Genomic DNA, 20277 nt, shown 5'->3' with positions numbered 1-20277 from the left:
TCCCGAAAATCAGACCACGATGGGCTTGGACTTGTAGGTCTTGGTGAGCCACCAGGTCTGGCCCATGCCCACCAGATTGAAGATCAGGTAATAGAGGCAGAGACCAGCCGGAGTGGTCGCAAAGAAGAAGACCATCATGGCGGGCATCATGAACAGCATCATCTTGCGCTGCATGGCATCACCGGTGGCGGGGGTCATGAGCTGCTGGGCCACCATGGTGACACCCAGGAGGATGGGCAGGATGTAGAAGGGATCCTTGGCGGAGAGGTCGGTGAGCCAGAGTGCGAAGTGGGCGTGGCGCAGCTCATAAACGGCGTTGAGCATGGACCAGAGGGCCAGGAATACCGGCATCTGACACAGCATGGGGAGGCATCCGCCCATGGGGTTGTGGCCGTTCTTCTTGTAGAAGGCCATCAGTTCCTTCTGCATCTCGGCCTTCTTGGTCATGTCGTTGCCGAACTTCTCATACTTGGCCTGAAGGGCCTTCTGATGGGGTTCCAGCTCCTTCATGCGAATCATGCTGACGGTGGTCTTGGTATTCAGCGGCCAGAGAACCAGGCGCAGCAGCAGGGAGAAGACCAGGATGGCCCAACCCCAATTGGGGATCACACTCTGGATCATGCGCAGGATCCAGAAGAGGACCTGGGAGACCAGACCGAAGAAGCCGAAGTCCAGAACCTTGGTGTAGGGCTTGCCGAAACCGGAGAGCGCCTCGGCCTGCTTGGGACCAAGGAAGAGCTTCGCACTCAGCTTCCCCTGGGCGTCGGGACGGGCGGTGTAGCCCATCTGCGGGTCCCGCTCGGCGGTCTGGCCCAGCTCCCAGATGGCAGCGAAGTAGTGGGTGCCCTGGCGGCTGGCGGTCTTCTCAAGACCGGCATCCATGCCCACGCGGCTGGTGGCATCGGGCAGGACCTTGCGCTTGGCGCCCACGAAGCTGAAGAAGGGGTCCTTCATCATGTCCATCCAGTTCACGGACGTGATGGAGCTCTCACCCAGGGTGAAGACGCGGCCCAGACGGTGGGCCTCCTTCTCGTCCTGGGGCCTGGCGATGAGATTCATGGGAGCGCCCTTGGCGGCGGTCCAGTTCACACCCAGCACAAAGCCCTTCGCAGGGATCTGGTATTCCAGACGGTCCCCCTGGGCGGTGCGGAAGCTGATGGCCTTGCCATCGGGGGTGCTCTGGATCTCAGGGGTGCCCTCGAAGCGCACCGAGGGAACGCCGCCGAGGCCGGGGAAGTCCTTGGATGAACCGTCTGCCTGCAGACTGGGCAGGAAGGGGGTGCCATCGGCCTTCCACTCCACCTGCTGGATGGCGCCATCCTGGGCCCGGAAGCTCACCCGCAGATCGTTGGATTCCACCGTCACCGTGTTCCGGGGGTCCGCAAGGCGCGGATCCGCAGCAGACGGGGACGCAGGCACCGGAGCCTGGGCCTTGGGCTGGGCAGGAGCCTCCGCCTTCTGGACCACGGCCGCGGGCTCGGGCTGCTGAGGATAGAACCGCTTCATCACCAAGGTATAGGCCCCGAAGAGGACCACCATGCTGACGACGAAGGCCACCATATTTCGGTTGTTCATGGTTTTTTCCAACGGCTTAAGGCCAGCCGGAGCTGGCCTTCGATTTCATGGAATGTAGGAAGCTGATTCTTGGCCACCATGCGCCCGGGACGCACCCAGACCACACCAGCGGGTCCCCCGCCTGGCCAATCCTGAAGGATCTTGAGAAAGGCCATGCGCACCCGGCGGCGGAACTGGTTCCGCCGAACGGCACGACCATTCTTGCGGGTAGCCGTCACCATGAGCAGGGGCAACTCCGCCTGGAAGGACCAGATACGGATGTCCAGAGACTGTCCCTTGGGTGAAACCGGACGCGGGATATCCTTCGGCACCGCATGATCCTGGTGCCGCACGACGCGGTAGCGACCGGCTACCTTCACGGAAGGCTTAGAGGGCCAGAACGTGGCGACCCTTCGCCCGGCGGCGCTTGAGCACCAGGCGACCATTCTTGGTCTTCATGCGGGAAAGGAATCCGTGGGTCTTGGCACGGCGTCGGTTGTTGGGCTGGAAAGTACGCTTCATCGCTCACCTCAGGGGCCCTTCCTCGCAGGATGGGCGAACCAATGATTCTACCAGTCAGTTTCTTCTTTTCAACCGCAAAGGAGGTCATCCCCGTGACCTGTGCGAAAATGGACCGCTGAGGAGTCGACATGAGTTTTCTGCCCCCGTCCGATCTGCCCGAACTGGAGCACTTCGAGCACCCCCTTTCCAGCCGCTATGCCAGCAAGGCCATGGTGCGGCTGCTCTCCCCCCTCTACCGCATGAGGGTCTGGCGGCGTCTCTGGATCGCCCTGGCGGAGAGTGAACGGGAACTGGGTCTTCCCATCACCGAGGAACAGATCGTAGAAATGCGCCAGACCCAGGATGCCGTGGATCTGCCCAGCATCGCCAAGCACGAGGCCGCCCTGCGCCACGATGTCATGGCGGCCATCCACGCCTGGGGCGACATCGCCCCCAAGGCCCGCCCCATCGTCCACCTGGGGGCCACCAGCTGCTTCGTCACGGACAATGGTGACCTCCTGATCTGCCAGGAGGCCCTGTCCCTGCTGCGCTCCCGCCTCCAGGACGTCATCGCCGCCCTCGCAGGTTTCGCCGAGCAGTGGGCCGACCAGCCCACCCTGGGCTTCACCCACTTCCAGTCCGCCCAGCCCACCACCGTGGGCAAGCGGGCCACCCTCTGGCTCCAGGATCTGCTCCTGGACCTGGAGGACCTGAACCACCTCATCGCCACCACCCCCGTCCGGGGCGTCAAGGGCACCACCGGGACCCAGGCCAGCTTCCTGGAGCTCTTCGAGGGCGACGGCGCCAAGGTCGAGGACCTGGAGGCCCGCTTCTGCCAGAAGGTGGGCTTCCCGGCCATCCCCGTCTCGGGACAGACCGCCACCCGCAAGCTGGAGGACCGCATCGGCCAGATCCTTTGCGGCATTGCGGCCTCCGCCTCCAAGTTCGCCTGCGACATGCGCCTTCTCCAGCACCTGAAAGAGGTGGAGGAGCCCTTCGAGAAGAACCAGATCGGCTCCAGCGCCATGCCCTACAAGCGCAACCCCATGCGCTCGGAACGCATCAACAGCCTGGCCCGCTTCGTCCTGGGCCTCATGCCCTCCACCTACCAGACCAGCGCCACCCAGTGGATGGAGCGCACCCTGGACGACTCCGCCCACCGCCGCCTCACCATCAGCCAGGGGCTCCTGGCGGTGGACGCCATCCTGGTGCTCTACAAGAACGTCGCCTCCGCCCTGGTGGTCTACCCCAGGATGATCGAGGCCCGGCTGGCCCAGGAACTCCCCTTCATGGCCGCCGAGGTCCTGCTGATGGAGGCCGTCAAGCGCGGCGGTGACCGCCAGGATCTCCACGAGAAGTTCCGGCTCGCTGCCCTGGAGGCCGGCAAGGCCATCAAGGAAGAGGGCAGGCCCAATCCCCTCCTCAAGCTCCTGGCAGCCGATCCCGCCTGGCGCATGACCGAGGAGGAGCTGGCCGCTATGCTCGACGCCAAGCGCTTCACCGGCCGCGCCGGGGATCAGGCCAAGGCCTTCCTGGGCCGGGAAGTGGCCGCCGCACTCAAGGGACACAAGGCCGCAGAAGCGGCGGAAGTACGCGTCTGAAGCCGAGGCCCTATGCCTGAACCCGCCAGCAGGAGCAGGACAGCCTTCCAGCCCGCCCTTGGGTGGTTCTGGACCGCCTGTCTGCTCCTGCTGCTTCTCCCGGCGCCTCCGCTGCACGGCCAGGCCCCGGACCCCCAGGCCCAGAGCCTCGTGGTGGGCCTGGACCAGGACTACCCCCCCTACGAGTTCCTGACCCCCCAGGGGCAGGTCGCTGGCTTCAACGTCGACCTCATCCGTGCCGTGGCCCGGGTGATGGGGATGAACCTGGAGCTGCGGCCCGGGGTGTGGGGGAACCTGCGGGATGACTTGCTCGCAGGCCGCATCCAGATCCTCACCTCCATGCTGAAGTCCCCGGAACGTGAGCCGATCTTCGCCTTCGCCACTCCCCCCATCGAGGTCCGCTATTCCCTCTTCATGCGACGTGGCTCCGCCCTTCCCCGGAACTTGGAAAAGCTCCAGGGTCTGAAGATCCTGGTGCAGCGCGGCAGCCAGATGCACGAGCATCTCCTGGCCAAAGGCATCCAGGACTCCGTGGTCCCTGTGGAGTCCGAACTGGAGGCCCTGCGCCAGCTGGCGGCGGGTCGGCAGGACGCGGCCCTGGTGGCCCATCTCACCGGGCTCATGCTCATCCGCCAGGGGGGTGTGGCGAACATCCAGCCCGTTGGCCAGCCGGTGCTCACCCGGGAGCTCTGCCTGACGGTACGCAAAGGGGATATACAACTCCTGACAAGCCTGAACACCGGTCTTGCCATCCTCCGGCGCACCGGCGAATACCAGCAGATACACAGCAAGTGGTTCGGCGAGCTGGAAGACCCGACCCCCAGCACCAGGAAGGCACTGGCCGCCCTCGCCATCACGGCCGGTGCCCTGCTCCTCATCCTGACGGCGGTCCTCATCTGGAACCGCACCCTCCAGCGCCGCGTTCTCAAGCACACCCGCGAGCTTCAGGCAGGCAAGGACTTCCTCCAGGCGGTGATCGATTCCCTCCCCCTGATGCTTTTCGCCAAGGACCCCAACCGCGACTTCGCATTCTCCCTCTGGAACCGCAAGGCGGAGGAGATGACCGGCACCCCAGCCTCGCAGCTTCTGGGCACCAGGGACCGGGACCACTTCCCCCCCGAGCAGGCCGAAGCCTTCCGCAAGGCAGACGAGGAGGTCATGGGCCAGGGGATTCTGCGGGTCACCGAAGAGGAGCCCCTGGACACCGGCAAGGGAAGGCTCCTGCTGCGGACCCTGAAGGTCCCCATCCGGGACCCGGAGGGTAGGCCCCTCCAGCTCCTGGGCATCTCCGAGGACATCACCGAGCGGAAGCGGCTGGAGCAGGCCCTGGCCCAGATCCAGCACCTTGAGAGCCTCGGTGTCATGGCCGGTGGCGTGGCCCACGACTTCAACAACCACCTGATGGGCATCCAGGGGAACCTCGACCTCGCCTCCTGGGAACTCCCGGAGAAGCACCCGGCCCAGGCCTTCCTGCAGGACGCCGCCACCAGCATCCGGCTGGCCGCCAACCTGACCAACCAGATGCTGGCCTACTCGGGGCAGAGCTCTCACTTCATCCGCCCCCTGGACCTGAACAGGCTCATCACCACCATGCAGGACCTTCTTGTGGCGACGACCTCCCGGAAGCTGGCCTTCCACCTGGACCTTGATGAGACCCTGCCCCTGGTGGAGGCCGATGAGCACCAGATCCAGCAGGTGGTGCTCAACCTGGTGATCAACGCCTCTGAAGCCATCGGGGACCGCCCGGGGAATCTCAGGATCTCCACCCGCCGAGAACTGCTGGAGGCGGAGAGCCTCCCGGGACAGCTCCTGAGACCCGGCCTGCACAGCGTCCTGCAGGTGGAGGATGACGGCTGCGGCATGGAAGCCGACCTCCTCCCCCACATCTTCGAGCCCTTCTTCACCACCAAGTTCACGGGTCGGGGCCTGGGGCTTTCGGCCGTCCAAGGTATCCTCAAGGCCCACAAGGGTGCCATCCTTGTGAGCAGCCAACCCGAGCTGGGCTCCACCTTCAAAGTCTTCCTTCCCGCTGCGCCCCCTACGACCTGAGTGCCGGGAGCAGCTTCATTATATTTATAGTTAATGGATAAGCCATGCTGAAACTTGCCGTCATCGGTGCCCAGACCCTTCTGGGTCGCGAACTCGTCGGAGCCCTGGAACCCCAGGACTGCTCCGTGCTGCCCCTCTCGACCGGGGCCCTCACCGTAGCCGAGGAGGAGGGCGATCTCGTCGTCTTCGCCCCCACACCGGAACTCCTGGAGGAGATCGAGATCGTCATCCTGGCGGACGCCCCCAAGGACCCTGCCATGCTGGATGGGTTCACCGGACGCATCCTGGATCTCCGCCACGACTCCAACCCCAAGCTGGAGCCCATGCCCTTGGTGGGCGAGTGGGTCGAGGGCCACACCGCCTACCGGGCCCGACCGGCCCTGGAGCAGGTCCTGGGCCTCCTGCCCCATCTCGTCAGCGATTTCAGCGATGTGGCAGGCACTCACCTTCGCTCCGTGGGCCACATGGGAGATCAGGGCCTGGACGGCCTCATGCAGCAGTCCGTGGACATGCTCCAGGGCAACGACCCCGACACCGGGACACTGGGCTACCGCGCGGCCTTCGAGGTCATCCCCCAGGCGGCCCGGGGCAACCTGGTGGAGGTGAAGGTGCCGGTCTTCCATGGGGAGATCCTGATCCTCCACCTCCGGGCCGCCGAAGGTGCCTCCCTCAAGGCCCTGGAGGCCCCCCTTGGCGTCAAGTGGATCGAGCATCCCCCCAGCTCCCGGGAGGTAGCTGTCACCGCCGAACTCCTGGCCCACCTGAGCCTGGGATCCGAAGGCCGCACCGGCGTCCTCACCCTGGGCTTCGATCCCATCCTCTGGGGCATCCTGAGGCCCACCCTGAGGATTCTCGGGCTGGCCTGAGATGAGTCGACTCGACCAGCCCCACGGTCGCGGGGACTTCTTCAAGTCCCTGGGCAAGCTTGTGGCCGGTTTTGTGGCGGAGCAGGTGGAGGACGCCGTCACCAGCGCCGGTCCCAAGCTTCTCCGCCCGCCAGGGGCCCTGGATGAACTGGCCTTCCTCACGGCATGCACCCGGTGTGACCGGTGCATGCTGGCCTGCCCACAGGGCTCCATCCTGACTGCCGCCCCCAGTGGCGCCCTGGCCATGGGGACACCTTACATCAGCCCCCGGTCCATGCCCTGCTACCTTTGCGAGGATCTGCCCTGCATCCCGGCCTGCCCTGAAGGGGCCCTGGTCTGGCCCCGCCGGATGATCCAGGGGGAGGAGGTGGAGGGCCGCAGGGCCGTCCACATGGGCGTAGCGGTGGTGCTGGAGTCCCGGTGTGTGACCTTCGCCAGCCAGGACGAGTCCGCCCTGGAGTGCCAGGCATGCCTGGACCGTTGCCCCTACCCCGACGAGGCGATCCGCATGGTGGTACCAGAGGAAGGCGGGGTACCTCGCCCCCAGGTCATCACAGAAGCCTGCACGGGCTGCGGCCTCTGCGTCTTCGGATGCGCCACATCCGAGGCCTCTCTCCGGATTGAACCCAGGAGGTAGAGAAAGGGCGCGGTCGAAACCGCGCCCTTTCCATCAGGTCTGCCCGCCTTACATCGGATGCATGAAGAGCGGGGCGATGATCTTGTAGAAGAGGGCCGCCAAACCAGCGCTGACGGGGATCGTCAGCACCCAGGCCACAAAAATGTTGCCCGCCAGGCCCCACTTCACGGCCGAGGCGTTCATGCTGGCCCCCACGCCCATGATGGACCCGGTAATGGAGTGGGTGGTGCTCACGGGGATGCCCAGGTGGGCGGTGGTGAAGAGCACAATGGCGGCGGCGGTTTCCGCGGCGAAGCCGTGGATGGGCCGCAGCTTGGCGATGCGGTGCCCCAGGGTCTTGATGATCTTCCAGCCACCGGTGGCAGTGCCCAGACCCATCATGATGGCGCACCCGAACTTCACCCAGAGGGGAACGACCACCTTGGCCGAGCCGCCCGGTAGGAACTTGTAGGTGATGAGCCCCAGGCAGATCACACCCATGGCCTTCTGGGCGTCGTTCTGGCCGTGGGTGAAGGCCATGCCCGCCGCCGAAACCAGCTGGAGCTTCTTGAACGCGAAGTTGACCTTGTGGGGCGACATGCGCCGGACGATCCACAGGATGGAGATGATCAGGACCGAGGCGATGGCGAAGCCCAGGAGAGGGGAGATCACGATGAAGGCCCCGATCTCTTCCAGCTTGTGCACATGCAGGGCCTTGAAGCCAGCATGGGCTACCACAGCCCCCGCCAAGCCCCCCATGAGGGTGTGACTGGTGCTGCTGGGGATCCCGAACCACCAGGTGAGGAGGTCCCATACGATGGCGGCCAGAAGCGCAGCCACGATGACAGCTGGAACCACGAACTGGGTATCCGCGATGCCCTTGGCGATGGTGGTGGCCACCTGGGTGCCCATGAGGGCCCCCACGAAGTTGAGGACGGCCGCCATCATCACGGCGATGCGGCCCGGCAGCACACCCGTGGAAACCACGGTGGCGATGGCGTTGGCGGTGTCGTGAAAGCCGTTGATCCAGTCGATGCACCAGGCAAGCAGAACGATCACGATCAGGGCCAGGGGAACATAGTGAAACATGGCAGCCCCTAGGCGTTCTTCATGATGGTGGAACCCACCACCTGGGAAGCCAGGTCGATCGCATCCACCGTGCGTTCCATGGTGTCGAAGAGCTCCTTCCACTTGATGAGCTCGATCACCTCCAGGTTGCGCTCGAACATTTCGCCCAGAGCCTGGTGGTAGACCGTATCCGCGTGGTTCTCCAGCTCCTTGATGAGACGGATCTGGGATCTGGCCTCAGACGTATCCGAAAGCCTGCGGAGCCCGTGCATGAGCTTGACCAGCTCCCCGGAGGCCTCCACCGCCAGGGCGCTCATATCCTGGAAAGGCACGGGCACCTTGGTGACTCGGTAGATGACCAGACGTTCGGCCATGGAGTCGATGCAGTCCACGATATCGTCCAGGACGTGCGCCAGACTCCGGATATCCTCCTTCTCCAGGGGGGTCACGAAGGTCTTGTCCAGGCGATCCAGGATCTCGTGGGTGGTTTCGTCGCCCCGGTGTTCCAGTTCCTTGATGCCGCGACGGAAGACGACCCAGTCCTCCCCTGGCGTAGAGCGGATCCCCTTGTCGAAGGCCCTGGCGGTATCCAGGACATTCGCGGCCGACTGCTCCAGCAGGTCGTAGAAGACGACTTCCCGCGGCTTGATCCACTTCATGATTGAATTAAAGGACATGCATCCTCCCAGGCTAAAGGATACCTTGTCGGCTCCCGCGTCACCCCCCGGGGTCCGGAATGTTACACCGATGTCACCCGGACTGGGTTGTTTTTGCCCTGAAACTGCTTCGCACAAGAGGCGCTGATTGCACCCGGCGGAAGCCAAGCGCCCTGGCCCGCTCACCAAGGGCTTCGAACTCATCAGGATGCAGGTAGCGGTGGACTGGAAGCTGCCGACGGGTGGGCCTGAGGTACTGCCCCAGGGTCAGGAAATCCACGCCAACCTCCAGGAGATCCTCGAAAACCCGGTCCAGTTCCGCGGGAGTCTCTCCCAGACCGAGCATCAGACCGGACTTGGTGGGCAGCGCCCCGGCCCAGCGCAGCACGTCCAGGCTGCGCCCATAGTCAGCGGAGGGCCTCACCTCGGGATAGAGCCGCGGGACGGTCTCCAGGTTGTGGTTGAAGACCGCAGGCCCCGCCTCCAGCACCCGCATCAAAGCCCCTCGGGAACCCTGGAAGTCCGGGGTCAGCACCTCGACCCCTGCCGCCGGACAGCTCTGATGCAGGGCCTCGATGGCCAGGGCGAAGTGGCCTGCCCCTCCGTCCGGCAGGTCATCCCGGGTGACGGAGGTGAGGACCACATAGTCCAGGCCAAGCGAAGCTGCCTGCTCCGAGATGGCCTGGGGCTCCATGGGGTCCGGAGGAAGCGGGATCCCGTGATGGATGGCGCAGAAGGCGCAGTTGCGGGTACAGGTGTCCCCGAGGAGCAGGAAGGTGGCAGTGCCCTGGCCAAAACACTGGGTCCGGTTGGGACAGCGCGCCTCCTCACAGACGGTGTGGAGCCCTGAAGCGCGGAACCCCGCCTTCATGGCGTGCCACGCCCCCAAGCGGGTCCGCTCCCGGGCAATCCATTCGGGGAGGCGCTGGAGTTCTCCTGGATCAGGGGCCATGCCCCAAGATTACGACCCATGGACGGAACGGGAACACGAAGTGCGCGAGTAAAGAGCCGTAAGGGCCTGCCCATGTGACTCCCGGTCCCGGATAGAATCGCCCTGTGAGACTTTCTACCTTCTTCCTGGCGGAACAGAGCGCCTTCCTGCGCCGACGGAACCGGGAGTGGAGGCACCACCTCCAGCGGATCCGGACCTTCATCGGGGAGAGCCTCCAACGGGCTCCCAGGGATCGCCCGGTCCTGATCCTGGGGGCAGGCTCTGGACTGGAAGTCCCATGGGATCTGGCCCCGGGGCAAAGCACCGGATGGGACATAGATCCCACAAGCCGCCTGCGGACACTGATGCGATGGCGACGCTGGCCCGACTGGGTCTTCGGGGACCTCACCGGGAGCCTGGAGGAACTCCAGAGCCTAGCCCGGCGCTCGATCCGCCAGCCCGGCTCCGACCGGGCCCGGAACCCCGAAGTCGCGGCCCGTCGCCTGGCGGGCCTGATCCCTTCCCTGCACCCTGAGCCCCGGCAGCTCCAGCAATGGCTGGAGCTGCATCGTCCCGCCCTGGTGGTCAGTGCCAACTGGATGGGGCAGCTGGGTGTGGTCGCCCAGCGCCTGGTGGAGCGGGAGTTCGGACGCAGTTCGCCCTGGCCTGAGGATCCCGAGGACCCCGACCCCCTGTCCGAGGCCCTGGACCTTTGGATCGGGCGTGTTCTCCAGACCCATATCCAACTCCTCAAGGCATGCGGTGCCGAACTCTGCCTGGTCTATGACCGGGCCGTGATCCACGGCAGCACCCCCCTCCAGCTGGCTCCCTTCCAGCCAGAGTGGACTCGACAACTCCAGTCCCCAGGCGATCTGTCCCTCAGCAACCCTCTGCCTGGCATGGCGGTGGAGACCCTTCTCCCGGAGCCTATCCAGTGGGAACGCTGGCTTTGGACCATTTCCAAAGAACAACGCCACTTAATTGAGGCTGTGACCTGGACATCAAGATTCCATCAAGACGCAATTGATAAGATGAAATGACAACGATAGGCGAGGATAATCCAAGGGTTGTACGATTTTTAAGGTGTCCATGCTCGACCTCAGACGTGCCCTCCTCGGTCGCCGCCTCGCCAGCGACGAATCCCAACACACCAAGGTCAACAACTTCGTTGGCCTTTCCGTGTTCAGCTCGGATGCCCTCTCCTCCGTGGCCTACGCCACCCAGGAGATCATGGCGAGCCTCTCCAGCAATGTGCATATGGCTGGAGCCGCAGCGGGCGGAGCGGCCCTCGCCCTCTTCGGGCTCTCCATCCCGGTGGCCCTGGGCATCGTGGGACTCCTGCTGATCCTGGGCATCGGCTATCGTCAGACGGTACTGGCCTACCCCGGCGGGGGCGGGGCCTACATCGTGGCCAAGGAGAATCTGGGGGAACTCGCCGCCCTCACGGCGGGTTCGGCGCTTCTCACGGACTACATCCTGACGGTGGCGGCCTCCGTCTCCTCGGGCGTCGCCGCCATCACCTCGGCCTTTCCCGCCATGGCGGGCTGGAACGTGACCATCACCATCGCCTGCATCATCTTCATCGCCATGGCGAACCTCCGCGGCGTGAAAGAGTCCGGGGCCCTCTTTGCGGTGCCCACCTATGGCTTCATCGCCCTCATGCTGCTCCTGCTCGCCACGGGCTTTGTGAAGGTGATGCTGACGGGCGGTCCCTCACCGGTCCAGGTCCACGAATCCGTGAGGACCGCCACCCATGCCTCGGCCTTCGGGGTCGTGTGGATCTTCATGCGGGCCTACAGCGCCGGATGCACCGCCCTGACCGGCGTGGAGGCCATCTCCAACGGGGTGCAGGCCTTCAAGGAGCCCTCCTCCAAGAATGCCGCCAAGACCATGGTCTACATGATCGGCCTCCTGGGGGTCATGTTCCTGGGGATCACCCTCCTGGCCCACAAGTTCGGGGTCACCTACTCCCACAGCACCGACGCCTCCCATGTGGCGGAGACCCTCCTCTCCAAGCTCATCAAGGCCATCTACGGGGCCCCCGTGGCGGGTATCCCCAAGCTGCTCTACTACATCACCCAGGGCTTCACCTTCGCGATCCTGGTGGTGGCCGCCAACACGGCCTACGCTGACTTCCCGCGCCTGGCCGCCATCCAGGCCAGGGACGGATTCCTGCCCAAGCAGCTGGCCAGCCAGGGGGACCGTCTGGTCTTCAGCAACGGCATCATCTTCCTGACCGTGGTGAGCTGCCTCCTGGTGTGGGCCTGCCACGCCAATACGGACCTGTTGCTGCCCCTCTACGCCCTGGGCGTGTTCATCGGCTTCACCATCAGCCAGACCGGCATGGTGATGCACTGGATCAACTACCGCCTCACGGAGAAGTCCTGGCGCCTCAAGGCCATCATCAATGCCGTCGGCGCGGTAGCGGCCGGCATCGTGATGCTGGACATCGGGCTCACCAAGTTCGTCCACGGGGCCTGGATCGTGGTGGTGCTCATCCCTGCCATGGTGATCCTCTTCTTCCGCATCCATCGCCACTACATCTCTGTGCGCTCCCGTCTGGCCGCCAGCCGCACGGAAGAGATCTACCCCCGACCCAACCGCGTGATCATCTTCGTCTCCAAGATCCACCGGGGGACCCTGGAGGCCCTCCGCTACGCCAAGGCCATCGCAGGCAACCGCGAGGTCGAGGCCCTCACGGTGGACTTCCCCGATGAGCACGGTCGCCCCAGTCCCGAGCGGGGCAAGCTGGAGGCAGACTGGCACAAGTACTGTGAGGGGATTCCCCTGCGGGTGGTGAACAGCCCCTTCCGCAAGGTGGTAGAGCCCATCGTCGAGGAGCTGGACCGCATGTCCAGGGCGGAGCCTGAATACACCACCACCATCCTGATCCCCGAGTTCGTGCCGGACCGCTGGTGGGGCAACCTCCTGCACAACCAGACCGCCTGGCGCCTGAAGGCCATGCTCCTCACCCGGCCCAGGACTGTCGTGATCTCCATCCCCTACCACTTGGACACCGTCGGAGAATGACCCATATTGGGGGCTGCCATCAGCTCCTAATGATCTTCTCCGGCAGGTGCCATGCTGAATCTTCGACGCATCCTCCTCGGCCGCAGACTTGCCAGTGATGAAACCGAGAAGTCGCGGATCGGCAACGTTGTGGGCCTGGCGGTCTTCAGTTCCGATGCCCTCTCCTCGGTGGCCTACGCCACCCAGGAAATCATGGCCTCCCTCTCCGCCTCTGGCATGGCCATTGGCGTGGTCGGGGCAGCATGGCTCTTCGGAATGTCTGTTCCCGTTGCCTGCGGAATCGTGGCTCTCCTCCTGATCCTGGGGACCAGCTACCGGCAGACGATCAGGGCTTACCCCGGTGGGGGCGGGGCTTACATCGTCGCCAAGGAGAACCTCGGAGAGTTGGCAGCCCAGACAGCCGGAGCCGCCCTGCTGACGGATTACATCCTGACGGTGGCGGCCTCCGTATCCTCTGGGGTGGCCGCCATCACCTCCGCCCTCCCATGGCTCCAGGGCCACAATGTCCTCCTGACCATCCTGGCCATCGTCTTTGTGGCGGCAGCCAATCTGCGTGGGGTCCGGGAGTCCGGCAGCTTCTTCGCCATCCCCACCTACGGTTTCGTGGCCTGCATCATCCTGCTTCTGGTGGCCGGATTCTGGCAGTGGGCCTTTGGTGGCCCCCCGCCCGCCCCCAGCCTGGAACAGGCCGGGCGGGAGATCCAGAAGACCCAGCTTGTGTCTGGAGCGGCCCTGGTCTGGATCTTCATGCGGGCCTACAGCGCTGGCTGCACCGCGCTGACGGGAGTGGAGGCCATCTCCAATGGGGTGATGGCCTTTCGCGAGCCTGCGGCCCACAACGCCTCCAAGACGATGATCTGGATGATCCTGCTGCTGGGAGGCATGTTCATGGGCATCACCCTTCTCAGCCATCACTTCGGTGTGACCTACCACCACAGCGCCGACCCCTCCATCGTGGGGGAGACCCTCCTCTCCAAGTTGGCCAAGGCCATCTACGGGGATGTCAGTTCAGGTCTGCCCCGACTGGTCTACCTGGTCACCCAGGGCTGCACCTTCGCCATCCTGGTGGTGGCCGCCAATACCGCCTATGCGGACTTCCCACGCCTGGCGGCCCTTCAGGCCCGGGACGGCTTCCTGCCCAAGCAGTTCGCCATCCAAGGCGATCGTCTGGTATTTTCCAACGGCATCATCATCCTGACCCTGGTTTCGGGACTTCTGGTCTGGATTCTGAACGCCAACACCGACCTGCTGCTGCCCCTCTATGCCCTGGGGGTCTTCATCGGCTTCACCCTGAGCCAGGCAGGGATGGTGGTCCACTGGTTCCGCCTGCGGAACAAGGCCCGCCACTGGCACACGAAGGCAGCCATCAACGGCCTGGGGGCCCTCACCTCAGGGATCGTGATGCTGGATATCGGCATCACCAAGTTCACCCACGGGGCCTGGTTCGTGGTGCTGCTCATTCCCTTCCTGGTGCATGTCTTCTTCCGGATACACCGGCATTACATCGGCATCAAGGCCAAGCTGGCTGTCAGTCGGCTGGAGGCCTTCCTCCCCCCCAAGCACCACGCCCTGGTCCTGATCTCAGGGATCCACGGTGGGGTGGTGGAGGCCCTCGCCTATGCCCGTCTGATTTCGGGGGATCGCGTGGAAGCACTCACCGTGGACCTGGGCTCCGACGGCTTCACCGACAGCCCCGCCCTGGCCCGGCTCCGATCCGACTGGAATCACTACGGCATGGGGGTCCCCCTGCGCGCTGTCCCCAGCCCCTACCGCCGCATCGTGGAACCGGTGCTGGAAGAGGTCGAACGCTTCCGCCAAGCCGAGCCGGATGTATGCCTCACGGTGATCCTGCCGGAGTTCGTGACCTTCACCTGGTGGGAGCGGCTCCTCCACGGGCAGATGGCATTCCGGATCAAGACCGGCCTGATGATGAAGCCCGGCGTCATCGTCACCTCTGTCAGGATCCATCTGCCTCGATAATTGATTGTTTCATGCATTTATGCCACCATGGCCCCCAATTCATCCATGGTGATTCATGAGACTTCCGGCCCTATTCCTGGCGGTTTGTCTTTTCGCAAATGCCCAGGTGGTCCAGGAAAGCTTTGCCGTGGACCCGGGCCCGCTGGATTTCATAGCTGGAGATGGTCAGGAGCAGATCATTCTTCAGATGTTGACCGGGGACGCCCTGACAGGGGTGGACGCCTCAAGCAGGCCCGTGCCCCGCTTGGCCACGGCATGGCGAAAGAAGGGGGAGGGCTGGTCCTTCACCCTCCGGCAGGGAGCCCGCTTCTCCGATGGCGCAGCCGTGACTCCGGAGGACGTGGCCTGGACCTTCCGGGAGATCCAGAGATCCCCTCGGTCCAGCCTGGCCAAGCGCAGCTATCTGGCGGGAGTCCGGGTCGAAACGGAGGAGAAAGGGGTGTGGCTGGGCACACCCAAACCCCTCCCCCGGCTCCTGATGGAACTGGCCCGCATCCCGGTGGCACGACGAGGACAGCCCGGAACCGGGAGCGGTCCCTTCACCCTGGAGACGGGCACGGACGAGTGGCGCCTGCAATCCCGACCCCACTTCCTGAGTCCCAGGATCCCCGGATTCCGCTTCCGCCTGATCCCGGACAGTCAGGCCATCCTTCAGAACCTGCGGAAGGGCTGGCTCAGCCTCGGGACCGTTCCAGCCCGGCCTGGATTGGCCCCGCCACCCGGCTTCCGGGAGATCCGCCAGCCCACCCACGCCCAGCTCCTGATTTTCAGCCGCCAGGGGGCCGCACCCCTCAAGCGCTTCGAAATCTGGCGCCGGGAGGCCATCCCAGAGGGGTTCTTCGGGCCCCAGGCAAGACCCAGCCGCGGGCTCTGGCCTGAATCCCTGGGCTTTGCCCCCGTTCCCATCCAGGGCAGCCCAGAGTGCGCAGACCGGATCTGGAAGGTGAGCTACGCGGCCGGGGACGAGTTGGTGCAGCGCCTGCTCCTGGCCCTTCGGGAACGCGCCCGCCGCGAGGGGATTGAGCTGGTACCCCACCCCGTGGAGCCAGGACTTCTGGTGGAGCGCCTGGAGCGGGGGGACTTCGGTCTGGCCTGCGCCCTCAACCTCTTCGAACCCCATCCCTGGAGCGTCCTGGACTACCTGGAGCCTGGCGGGGCCCTGAACTTCTGCGGGTGGAGCCACCCTGACTACCGGGGGATCAGCGAAACCCTGAATGCTCCGAATTCCCCGGGATGGACCCGGCTCCAGGAGCTCTGGTCCCGCCAGCCTGGGGCCCTGCCCCTCCTGGATTTCAGCAGTGTGCTCTGGGTGGACCAGCGCCTGAAGGTGGTGCCAAGCCCTCTGGGACTCTACCTCACCACCCCCGGCCCCAGCGCCTGGACCTGGACACCGTGACCCGGGGCCTTGCGTTATGGGTCCTGGCCTTGCTCCTGGCCTTCCTTCTCCCGGGGGCCCCCCGGAGCCACCCCTTGGGTTCCTTCCCGTGGCTGACGGCCCTCCAGGTGCTGGTCCTTCTCCTGGCCATGGCCCTCCTGGCCCTGTTCCTGACGGGATGGCTGGGGCCGAAGCTGGGCCATGGCCGCGCCTTGGCCCTCTGGGAGGCCATCCCAGACCTCCTTTGGGGAGGCCTTGCCCTGGCACTATGGCCCGCCGCCTGGGGCCCTCCCGCCTTCACCACCCTGGCCATGGCCTTCCTCCTGGCGGCCCTCCCCGGGGAGCTCCGCTGGCTGGCCCAAACACTCCCAGAGGAATTCCCCGTTCCAGCAGCCTGGGGGCGGGAGGCCACCTGCCTCTCCCGCCGCATGGCCCTGCGCCATCTGGCACCTCGCTGGTTGGGTGCCCGACTACCCCTGTGGCTCACCGCCACCCTGGTCCTGGAGCGGCTCCTGGGAATACGTGGCCCCGGAAGTGACTGGATGATGCGGGTGGCGTTCCGGGACCGGGTCGGCATGGGGCTCTGGCTATTGGGCTTCGCGAGCCTGTGGGCCCTCTTTCAGAGGGAGAAGGCGTGAAGCTCCGCCTGATCTTCCTGCTGGCCCTGCTCCTTCCGGAACTCCCGATGGATCCCTTCAGTGCGGGCCTGCCCTGCTCCTGGCTCCATCCCCTGGGCACCGACTCCCTGGGCCGGGAGGCCCTGCTCCGGCTCCTCCATGCCAGCACTCGCAGCTGCGGATTCGCCTCGGCGGTAGCCCTGGGCAGCATCAGCTTCGGGCTGGCCCTGGCCCTTCTCCCCGGAGCTGGGGCCCGCTCGGCCCTCCGGGCCCTGCCACCCCTCCTCTACCTCATTCCCCTGGCGGCACTGTGGGATGGCATGGGATGGCTGGGACTGGCACTGCTCCTGGCCCTCCTCCTGGGACTCCATCTCGAAGCACCCCTGAGTGCCCGCCTGGACGCCTTCACCGAGAGCCCGGCCTGGCGCTATGGCGATGTGATGGGGGCCGGATGGTTTCACAGGACCCGGACCTGGGCCCCCTGGTTCCTGGAGCAGGGCTCAACGCTCTTCCCCTCTGCCTGGATCGGGGTCCTGTGGGGCGAGGCCACGATCCGGACCCTGGGCCTGGGCCCAGGTCCCCACCACGATTCCCTGGGGCTGCTGCTCCAGGAGGAGCTGCCCAGGCTGGCCACGGATCCCACACCGCTCGGCTGGGGCACCCTTCTGGTGGCGCTGGGGCTGGCGGCGGCATCCAAGATGGAGCGACAGGAGATGCCATGATCGGAAAGCCCCTCCCCCCCTTTTCCCTGGAATCCAGCGAGGGCCAAACTCTTAGCCCGGCGGATCTGCGGGGCGCCTGGACCGTGATCTACGCCTACCCCAAGGACAGCACCCCCGGCTGCACCCAGGAGGCCTGCGACTTCCGGGACAACTGGGCCCAGGTCCAGGCCCTCGGCGTGAAGGTCTACGGCATCAGCCGGGACAGCCTCAAGAGCCACGCCAACTTCATCGATAAGCAGGGACTCCCCTTCCCGCTGCTATCCGATCCCGACAAGGTGCTGCTGGCGCCCCTCGGGGCCTTCGGGAAGAAGGTCATGTACGGCAAGGAGACCGAGGGGATCATCCGCAGCACCTTCCTGGTGGATCCCGAAGGCCTCATCCGGCATGTCTGGGCCAAGGTGAGCGTGAAGGGGCATGTGGAGGAGGTGATCGCCAAACTCCAGGAACTGAAAGGATGAGGCTCTGATCTACACTGGAGTCATGCCCACCATCGACCTGCCCCCCTGGTTCCTGTCCGTGATCCTGGCCGCCTTCGGTCTGGTACTGGGCTCCTTCGCCAATGTGCTCATTCACCGCCTTCCCCAGGAGGAGCCGGAGGACCGCAACGTGGCCACCAAGCCGAGCCATTGCCCATCCTGCAAGGCGCCCATCCGCTGGTACCACAACATCCCTCTCCTGGCGTGGATCTGGCTCCGGGGAAAGTGCGCTGCCTGCGGATGGCGCATCCCGGTGCGCTACCCCCTGGTGGAGCTGCTGTCGGGGCTCATCTTTGCGGCCTCCCCCTGGCTCTTCCCCTTCGGCACGCTGATCTGGCTCAAGGGGCTGATCTGCGCCTACGCCCTGCTGGTGCTCTTCTTCACGGACCTGACGGAGTTCATCCTGCCGGACGCCCTTCAGTTCCCCCTGATGGCCCTGGGGGTGCTCTTCACCCTCCCCCAGATCTTCTGGCCCGCCCACGCCACGCGAATCTGGCTCGGCAGCAACCAGCTCCTCTCCGTGGATACCTTCTTCAATGGCCTCCAGGCCGCCCCGGCCTGGCATCTCTTCGGGCAGCCGGTGGACTGGAAGACCAGTCTCATCGGCCTGATCCTGGGCTACGGCGGCCCTGCGCTCTTCAACCAGATCTTCAAGTGGATCCGCAAGACCGATGGCCTGGGCATGGGCGATTTCAAGATGCTGGCCTGGATCGGGGCCTTCTGGGGCTGGGGACCCATGCTGGGGATCCTCTTCGGGGGCGCCTTCCTGGGCACCCTGGTGGGATTGCCTCTGATCCTGATGCGCCGCGCAACCGGAAAGACCATGCTCCCCTTCGGCTGCGCCCTGGCCCTGGCGACGCCCCCCATCGTTCTTTACGGCCCCGGCCTCTGGACGGCCTACCTGGGCCTGGTGCAATGAACTCCCACCATCTCCCACGGAAGCCCGATCAGGAATCCGGCGAGTGCCTTCCCAGCTGCCGGGATCGGGCCCCGATCCGCGGCATTATCTTCGATTTCGGGAATGTGATCTGCCGCTTCGACAACCGTCTCTTCCTGAAGGCCCTCTCCGGGCTTTCTGGGCGGCCGGTGCAGGAACTGGAAGGGAAGCTCTACGGCCTTTCCTCGCTGACAGAGTCCTTCGAGCGCGGCGATATGGAGGGCCCTGCCTTCCTGGAGGGCATGGGAGAGCTATGCGGGTGCCATCTCGACAGTGAATTATTAATTTCAGCTTACACCCGGATCTTTACCCCCATCGAGTCCACCTTCGACCTGATCCGCCGCCTGAAGCCCCACTACAAGCTGGGACTTCTCTCCAACACCAATCCCTGGCACTTCGAACGGGGGATCCGCACCTGCCCGGTCTTTCCCCTCTTCGACGCCGTGACCCTCTCCTTCGAGGCGCGCGCCCTCAAGCCTGACCCCAGGATCTACCAGGACGCCCTGGACAAGCTCGGACTCATGGCCGAGGAATGCATCTTCATTGATGACCGCCCAGATTTCATCCAGGCGGCAGATCGCTGCCTGCTCCATGGCATCACCTACACCGGCTACGCCGACCTGCGTCTCGCCCTGGAGAGCTTCAGCCTCAAAGGGTTGACATGATGGCGCACCTCAGCACCTTCCTGGTCACCTTCTCGGCCATCTTCTTCATCGTGGATCCCCTGGGTCTGGTGCCCATCTTCATCGCCATTACCTCCCACAACCCCCGGGAGAAACGCTTGGCCATGGCCAAACGCGCCACCCTTCTGGCCTTCGGCATCCTGGCCTTCTTCGCCGTTTTCGGGGGACTGGTCTTCAAGCTCTTCGGGATCACCTGGCCCGCCATGCGGATCGCCGGAGGCTTCCTGCTCCTGATGACCGCCATAGACATGCTCCGGGCCCAACCCACCCGCACCCGCTCCTCCCCGGAGGAGGAAATCGAGTTCGAGTCCAAGGCCGATGTGGCCATCGTGCCTCTGGCCATCCCCCTCCTGGCGGGCCCCGGCTCCATCGTCACAGTCATGGTTCTGGCGGGGCGAGGCGGGACCTTGCACGCCATCATTCCCGTCATCGTCTCCACCGCCCTCACCTGCCTGATCGCCTACCTGCTGCTGCGCACTGCGGACCCCATCCAGCGCCTCCTCGGGCGCAGCGGCATCGCTGTCCTCGAGCGCATCATGGGCCTGCTCCTGGCGGCAATCGGCGTCCAGTTCATGGTGGACGGGGCGATCGAGGTCCTGAAGCAGCTCCGCTGAG

General features: G+C 65.1%; 20 protein-coding genes. 14 read left to right on the top strand and 6 right to left on the bottom strand.

Going from position 1 to position 20277, the window contains the following annotated elements; all coding sequences use genetic code 11:
* Positions 1-9: 9 nt before the first annotated feature.
* From yidC to rpmH, 3 genes are read right to left on the bottom strand one after another with little or no spacing between them, the layout of a single operon-like run.
* Entirely contained in the window at positions 10-1575 is a 1566-nt protein-coding gene (gene yidC, locus HOLFODRAFT_RS23230) for a membrane protein insertase YidC (protein WP_005035878.1), read from the bottom strand.
* Entirely contained in the window at positions 1572-1934 is a 363-nt protein-coding gene (locus HOLFODRAFT_RS0212490) for a ribonuclease P protein component (RefSeq protein ID WP_158412958.1), read from the bottom strand. Before HOLFODRAFT_RS0212490 ends, yidC begins: the two co-directional genes overlap by 4 nt.
* A 7-nt stretch (positions 1935-1941) precedes the next feature.
* Positions 1942-2076 (bottom strand): 50S ribosomal protein L34, encoded by a 135-nt coding sequence (gene rpmH / locus HOLFODRAFT_RS0212485; RefSeq protein ID WP_005035876.1) that lies wholly within the window; start codon positions 2074-2076, stop codon positions 1942-1944.
* A gap of 128 nt (positions 2077-2204) precedes the next feature.
* Between rpmH and purB the strand changes: the two genes are divergently transcribed.
* From purB to HOLFODRAFT_RS21075, 4 genes are read left to right on the top strand one after another with little or no spacing between them, the layout of a single operon-like run.
* On the top strand, positions 2205-3656 hold the full coding sequence (gene purB, locus HOLFODRAFT_RS0212480; RefSeq protein WP_005035875.1) for an adenylosuccinate lyase: 1452 nt from the start codon (positions 2205-2207) through the stop codon (positions 3654-3656).
* Between the two features lie 12 nt (positions 3657-3668).
* Complete coding sequence (locus HOLFODRAFT_RS23225) at positions 3669-5705, top strand: transporter substrate-binding domain-containing protein (protein ID WP_005035874.1); 2037 nt, start codon at positions 3669-3671, stop codon at positions 5703-5705.
* Positions 5706-5749: 44 nt separating this feature from the next.
* Positions 5750-6571 carry a hypothetical protein gene (locus tag HOLFODRAFT_RS0212470; protein ID WP_005035873.1) on the top strand — a complete coding sequence of 274 codons (822 nt, stop codon included), beginning with the start codon at positions 5750-5752 and terminating at the stop codon, positions 6569-6571.
* Between the two features lies 1 nt (position 6572).
* Complete coding sequence (locus HOLFODRAFT_RS21075; protein ID WP_005035871.1) at positions 6573-7208, top strand: 4Fe-4S dicluster domain-containing protein; 636 nt, start codon at positions 6573-6575, stop codon at positions 7206-7208.
* 48 nt (positions 7209-7256) lie between these two features.
* Here HOLFODRAFT_RS21075 and HOLFODRAFT_RS0212460 read toward each other — a convergent pair whose 3' ends face one another.
* From HOLFODRAFT_RS0212460 to lipA, 3 genes are all read right to left on the bottom strand, one after another.
* The gene (locus tag HOLFODRAFT_RS0212460) at positions 7257-8276 is read right to left on the bottom strand and encodes an inorganic phosphate transporter (protein ID WP_005035869.1); all 1020 of its coding nucleotides are present in this window, start codon (positions 8274-8276) and stop codon (positions 7257-7259) included.
* 8 nt (positions 8277-8284) lie between these two features.
* The gene (locus tag HOLFODRAFT_RS0212455; RefSeq protein ID WP_005035867.1) at positions 8285-8932 is read right to left on the bottom strand and encodes a DUF47 domain-containing protein; all 648 of its coding nucleotides are present in this window, start codon (positions 8930-8932) and stop codon (positions 8285-8287) included.
* A gap of 73 nt (positions 8933-9005) precedes the next feature.
* Positions 9006-9863: a lipoyl synthase gene (gene lipA / locus HOLFODRAFT_RS0212450; protein WP_005035865.1), complete on the bottom strand. Its 858-nt coding sequence runs from the start codon at positions 9861-9863 to the stop codon at positions 9006-9008.
* 104 nt (positions 9864-9967) lie between these two features.
* Between lipA and HOLFODRAFT_RS0212445 the strand changes: the two genes are divergently transcribed.
* From HOLFODRAFT_RS0212445 to HOLFODRAFT_RS0212400, 10 genes are all read left to right on the top strand, one after another.
* Positions 9968-10882 carry a hypothetical protein gene (locus HOLFODRAFT_RS0212445; protein WP_005035864.1) on the top strand — a complete coding sequence of 305 codons (915 nt, stop codon included), beginning with the start codon at positions 9968-9970 and terminating at the stop codon, positions 10880-10882.
* Between the two features lie 49 nt (positions 10883-10931).
* A complete protein-coding gene (locus HOLFODRAFT_RS0212440; protein ID WP_005035863.1) occupies positions 10932-12872 on the top strand; it encodes an APC family permease in 1941 nt (646 codons plus the stop codon).
* A gap of 51 nt (positions 12873-12923) precedes the next feature.
* Positions 12924-14852 carry an APC family permease gene (locus HOLFODRAFT_RS0212435; RefSeq protein ID WP_005035862.1) on the top strand — a complete coding sequence of 643 codons (1929 nt, stop codon included), beginning with the start codon at positions 12924-12926 and terminating at the stop codon, positions 14850-14852.
* A gap of 55 nt (positions 14853-14907) precedes the next feature.
* On the top strand, positions 14908-16248 hold the full coding sequence (locus tag HOLFODRAFT_RS0212430) for an ABC transporter substrate-binding protein (RefSeq protein ID WP_005035861.1): 1341 nt from the start codon (positions 14908-14910) through the stop codon (positions 16246-16248).
* A 74-nt stretch (positions 16249-16322) separates the two neighbouring features.
* Complete coding sequence (locus tag HOLFODRAFT_RS0212425; protein ID WP_148300445.1) at positions 16323-16865, top strand: hypothetical protein; 543 nt, start codon at positions 16323-16325, stop codon at positions 16863-16865.
* Positions 16862-17566, top strand: coding sequence for a hypothetical protein (locus tag HOLFODRAFT_RS0212420; RefSeq protein WP_005035859.1), 705 nt, complete (start codon positions 16862-16864; stop codon positions 17564-17566). Before HOLFODRAFT_RS0212425 ends, HOLFODRAFT_RS0212420 begins: the two co-directional genes overlap by 4 nt.
* Positions 17563-18024 carry a peroxiredoxin gene (locus HOLFODRAFT_RS0212415; RefSeq protein WP_005035856.1) on the top strand — a complete coding sequence of 154 codons (462 nt, stop codon included), beginning with the start codon at positions 17563-17565 and terminating at the stop codon, positions 18022-18024. Before HOLFODRAFT_RS0212420 ends, HOLFODRAFT_RS0212415 begins: the two co-directional genes overlap by 4 nt.
* A gap of 22 nt (positions 18025-18046) precedes the next feature.
* Positions 18047-18961 carry a prepilin peptidase gene (locus HOLFODRAFT_RS0212410; protein ID WP_005035855.1) on the top strand — a complete coding sequence of 305 codons (915 nt, stop codon included), beginning with the start codon at positions 18047-18049 and terminating at the stop codon, positions 18959-18961.
* Positions 18958-19644: an HAD family hydrolase gene (locus tag HOLFODRAFT_RS0212405; RefSeq protein WP_005035854.1), complete on the top strand. Its 687-nt coding sequence runs from the start codon at positions 18958-18960 to the stop codon at positions 19642-19644. The genes HOLFODRAFT_RS0212410 and HOLFODRAFT_RS0212405 overlap by 4 nt, the downstream gene beginning before the upstream one ends.
* Positions 19641-20276, top strand: a complete 636-nt coding sequence (locus tag HOLFODRAFT_RS0212400; RefSeq protein ID WP_005035853.1) for a MarC family protein — start codon at positions 19641-19643, stop codon at positions 20274-20276. The genes HOLFODRAFT_RS0212405 and HOLFODRAFT_RS0212400 overlap by 4 nt, the downstream gene beginning before the upstream one ends.
* The last annotated feature ends 1 nt before the right edge of the window (position 20277 follow it).

The organism is Holophaga foetida DSM 6591, assembly GCF_000242615.2.
GTDB lineage: Bacteria > Acidobacteriota > Holophagae > Holophagales > Holophagaceae > Holophaga > Holophaga foetida.
Note: the sequence above shows the minus strand (reverse complement) of the source record. Positions and strands in the feature narration are given on the sequence as shown.

Excerpts from the sequence above, each read along its gene's own strand:
- HOLFODRAFT_RS21075 (WP_005035871.1), top strand. The coding sequence starts at position 6,573 with ATGAGTCGACTCGACCAGCCCCACGGTCGCGGGGACTTCTTCAAGTCC.
- lipA (WP_005035865.1), bottom strand. The coding sequence starts at position 9,863 with ATGGCCCCTGATCCAGGAGAACTCCAGCGCCTCCCCGAATGGATTGCC.
- HOLFODRAFT_RS0212415 (WP_005035856.1), top strand. The coding sequence starts at position 17,563 with ATGATCGGAAAGCCCCTCCCCCCCTTTTCCCTGGAATCCAGCGAGGGC.
- HOLFODRAFT_RS23225 (WP_005035874.1), top strand. The coding sequence starts at position 3,669 with ATGCCTGAACCCGCCAGCAGGAGCAGGACAGCCTTCCAGCCCGCCCTT.
- HOLFODRAFT_RS0212455 (WP_005035867.1), bottom strand. The coding sequence starts at position 8,932 with ATGTCCTTTAATTCAATCATGAAGTGGATCAAGCCGCGGGAAGTCGTC.
- HOLFODRAFT_RS0212435 (WP_005035862.1), top strand. The coding sequence starts at position 12,924 with ATGCTGAATCTTCGACGCATCCTCCTCGGCCGCAGACTTGCCAGTGAT.
- HOLFODRAFT_RS0212470 (WP_005035873.1), top strand. The coding sequence starts at position 5,750 with ATGCTGAAACTTGCCGTCATCGGTGCCCAGACCCTTCTGGGTCGCGAA.
- HOLFODRAFT_RS0212410 (WP_005035855.1), top strand. The coding sequence starts at position 18,047 with ATGCCCACCATCGACCTGCCCCCCTGGTTCCTGTCCGTGATCCTGGCC.
- purB (WP_005035875.1), top strand. The coding sequence starts at position 2,205 with ATGAGTTTTCTGCCCCCGTCCGATCTGCCCGAACTGGAGCACTTCGAG.
- HOLFODRAFT_RS0212400 (WP_005035853.1), top strand. The coding sequence starts at position 19,641 with ATGATGGCGCACCTCAGCACCTTCCTGGTCACCTTCTCGGCCATCTTC.
- rpmH (WP_005035876.1), bottom strand. The coding sequence starts at position 2,076 with ATGAAGCGTACTTTCCAGCCCAACAACCGACGCCGTGCCAAGACCCAC.
- HOLFODRAFT_RS0212405 (WP_005035854.1), top strand. The coding sequence starts at position 18,958 with ATGAACTCCCACCATCTCCCACGGAAGCCCGATCAGGAATCCGGCGAG.
- HOLFODRAFT_RS0212460 (WP_005035869.1), bottom strand. The coding sequence starts at position 8,276 with ATGTTTCACTATGTTCCCCTGGCCCTGATCGTGATCGTTCTGCTTGCC.
- HOLFODRAFT_RS0212440 (WP_005035863.1), top strand. The coding sequence starts at position 10,932 with ATGCTCGACCTCAGACGTGCCCTCCTCGGTCGCCGCCTCGCCAGCGAC.
- yidC (WP_005035878.1), bottom strand. The coding sequence starts at position 1,575 with ATGAACAACCGAAATATGGTGGCCTTCGTCGTCAGCATGGTGGTCCTC.
- HOLFODRAFT_RS0212430 (WP_005035861.1), top strand. The coding sequence starts at position 14,908 with ATGAGACTTCCGGCCCTATTCCTGGCGGTTTGTCTTTTCGCAAATGCC.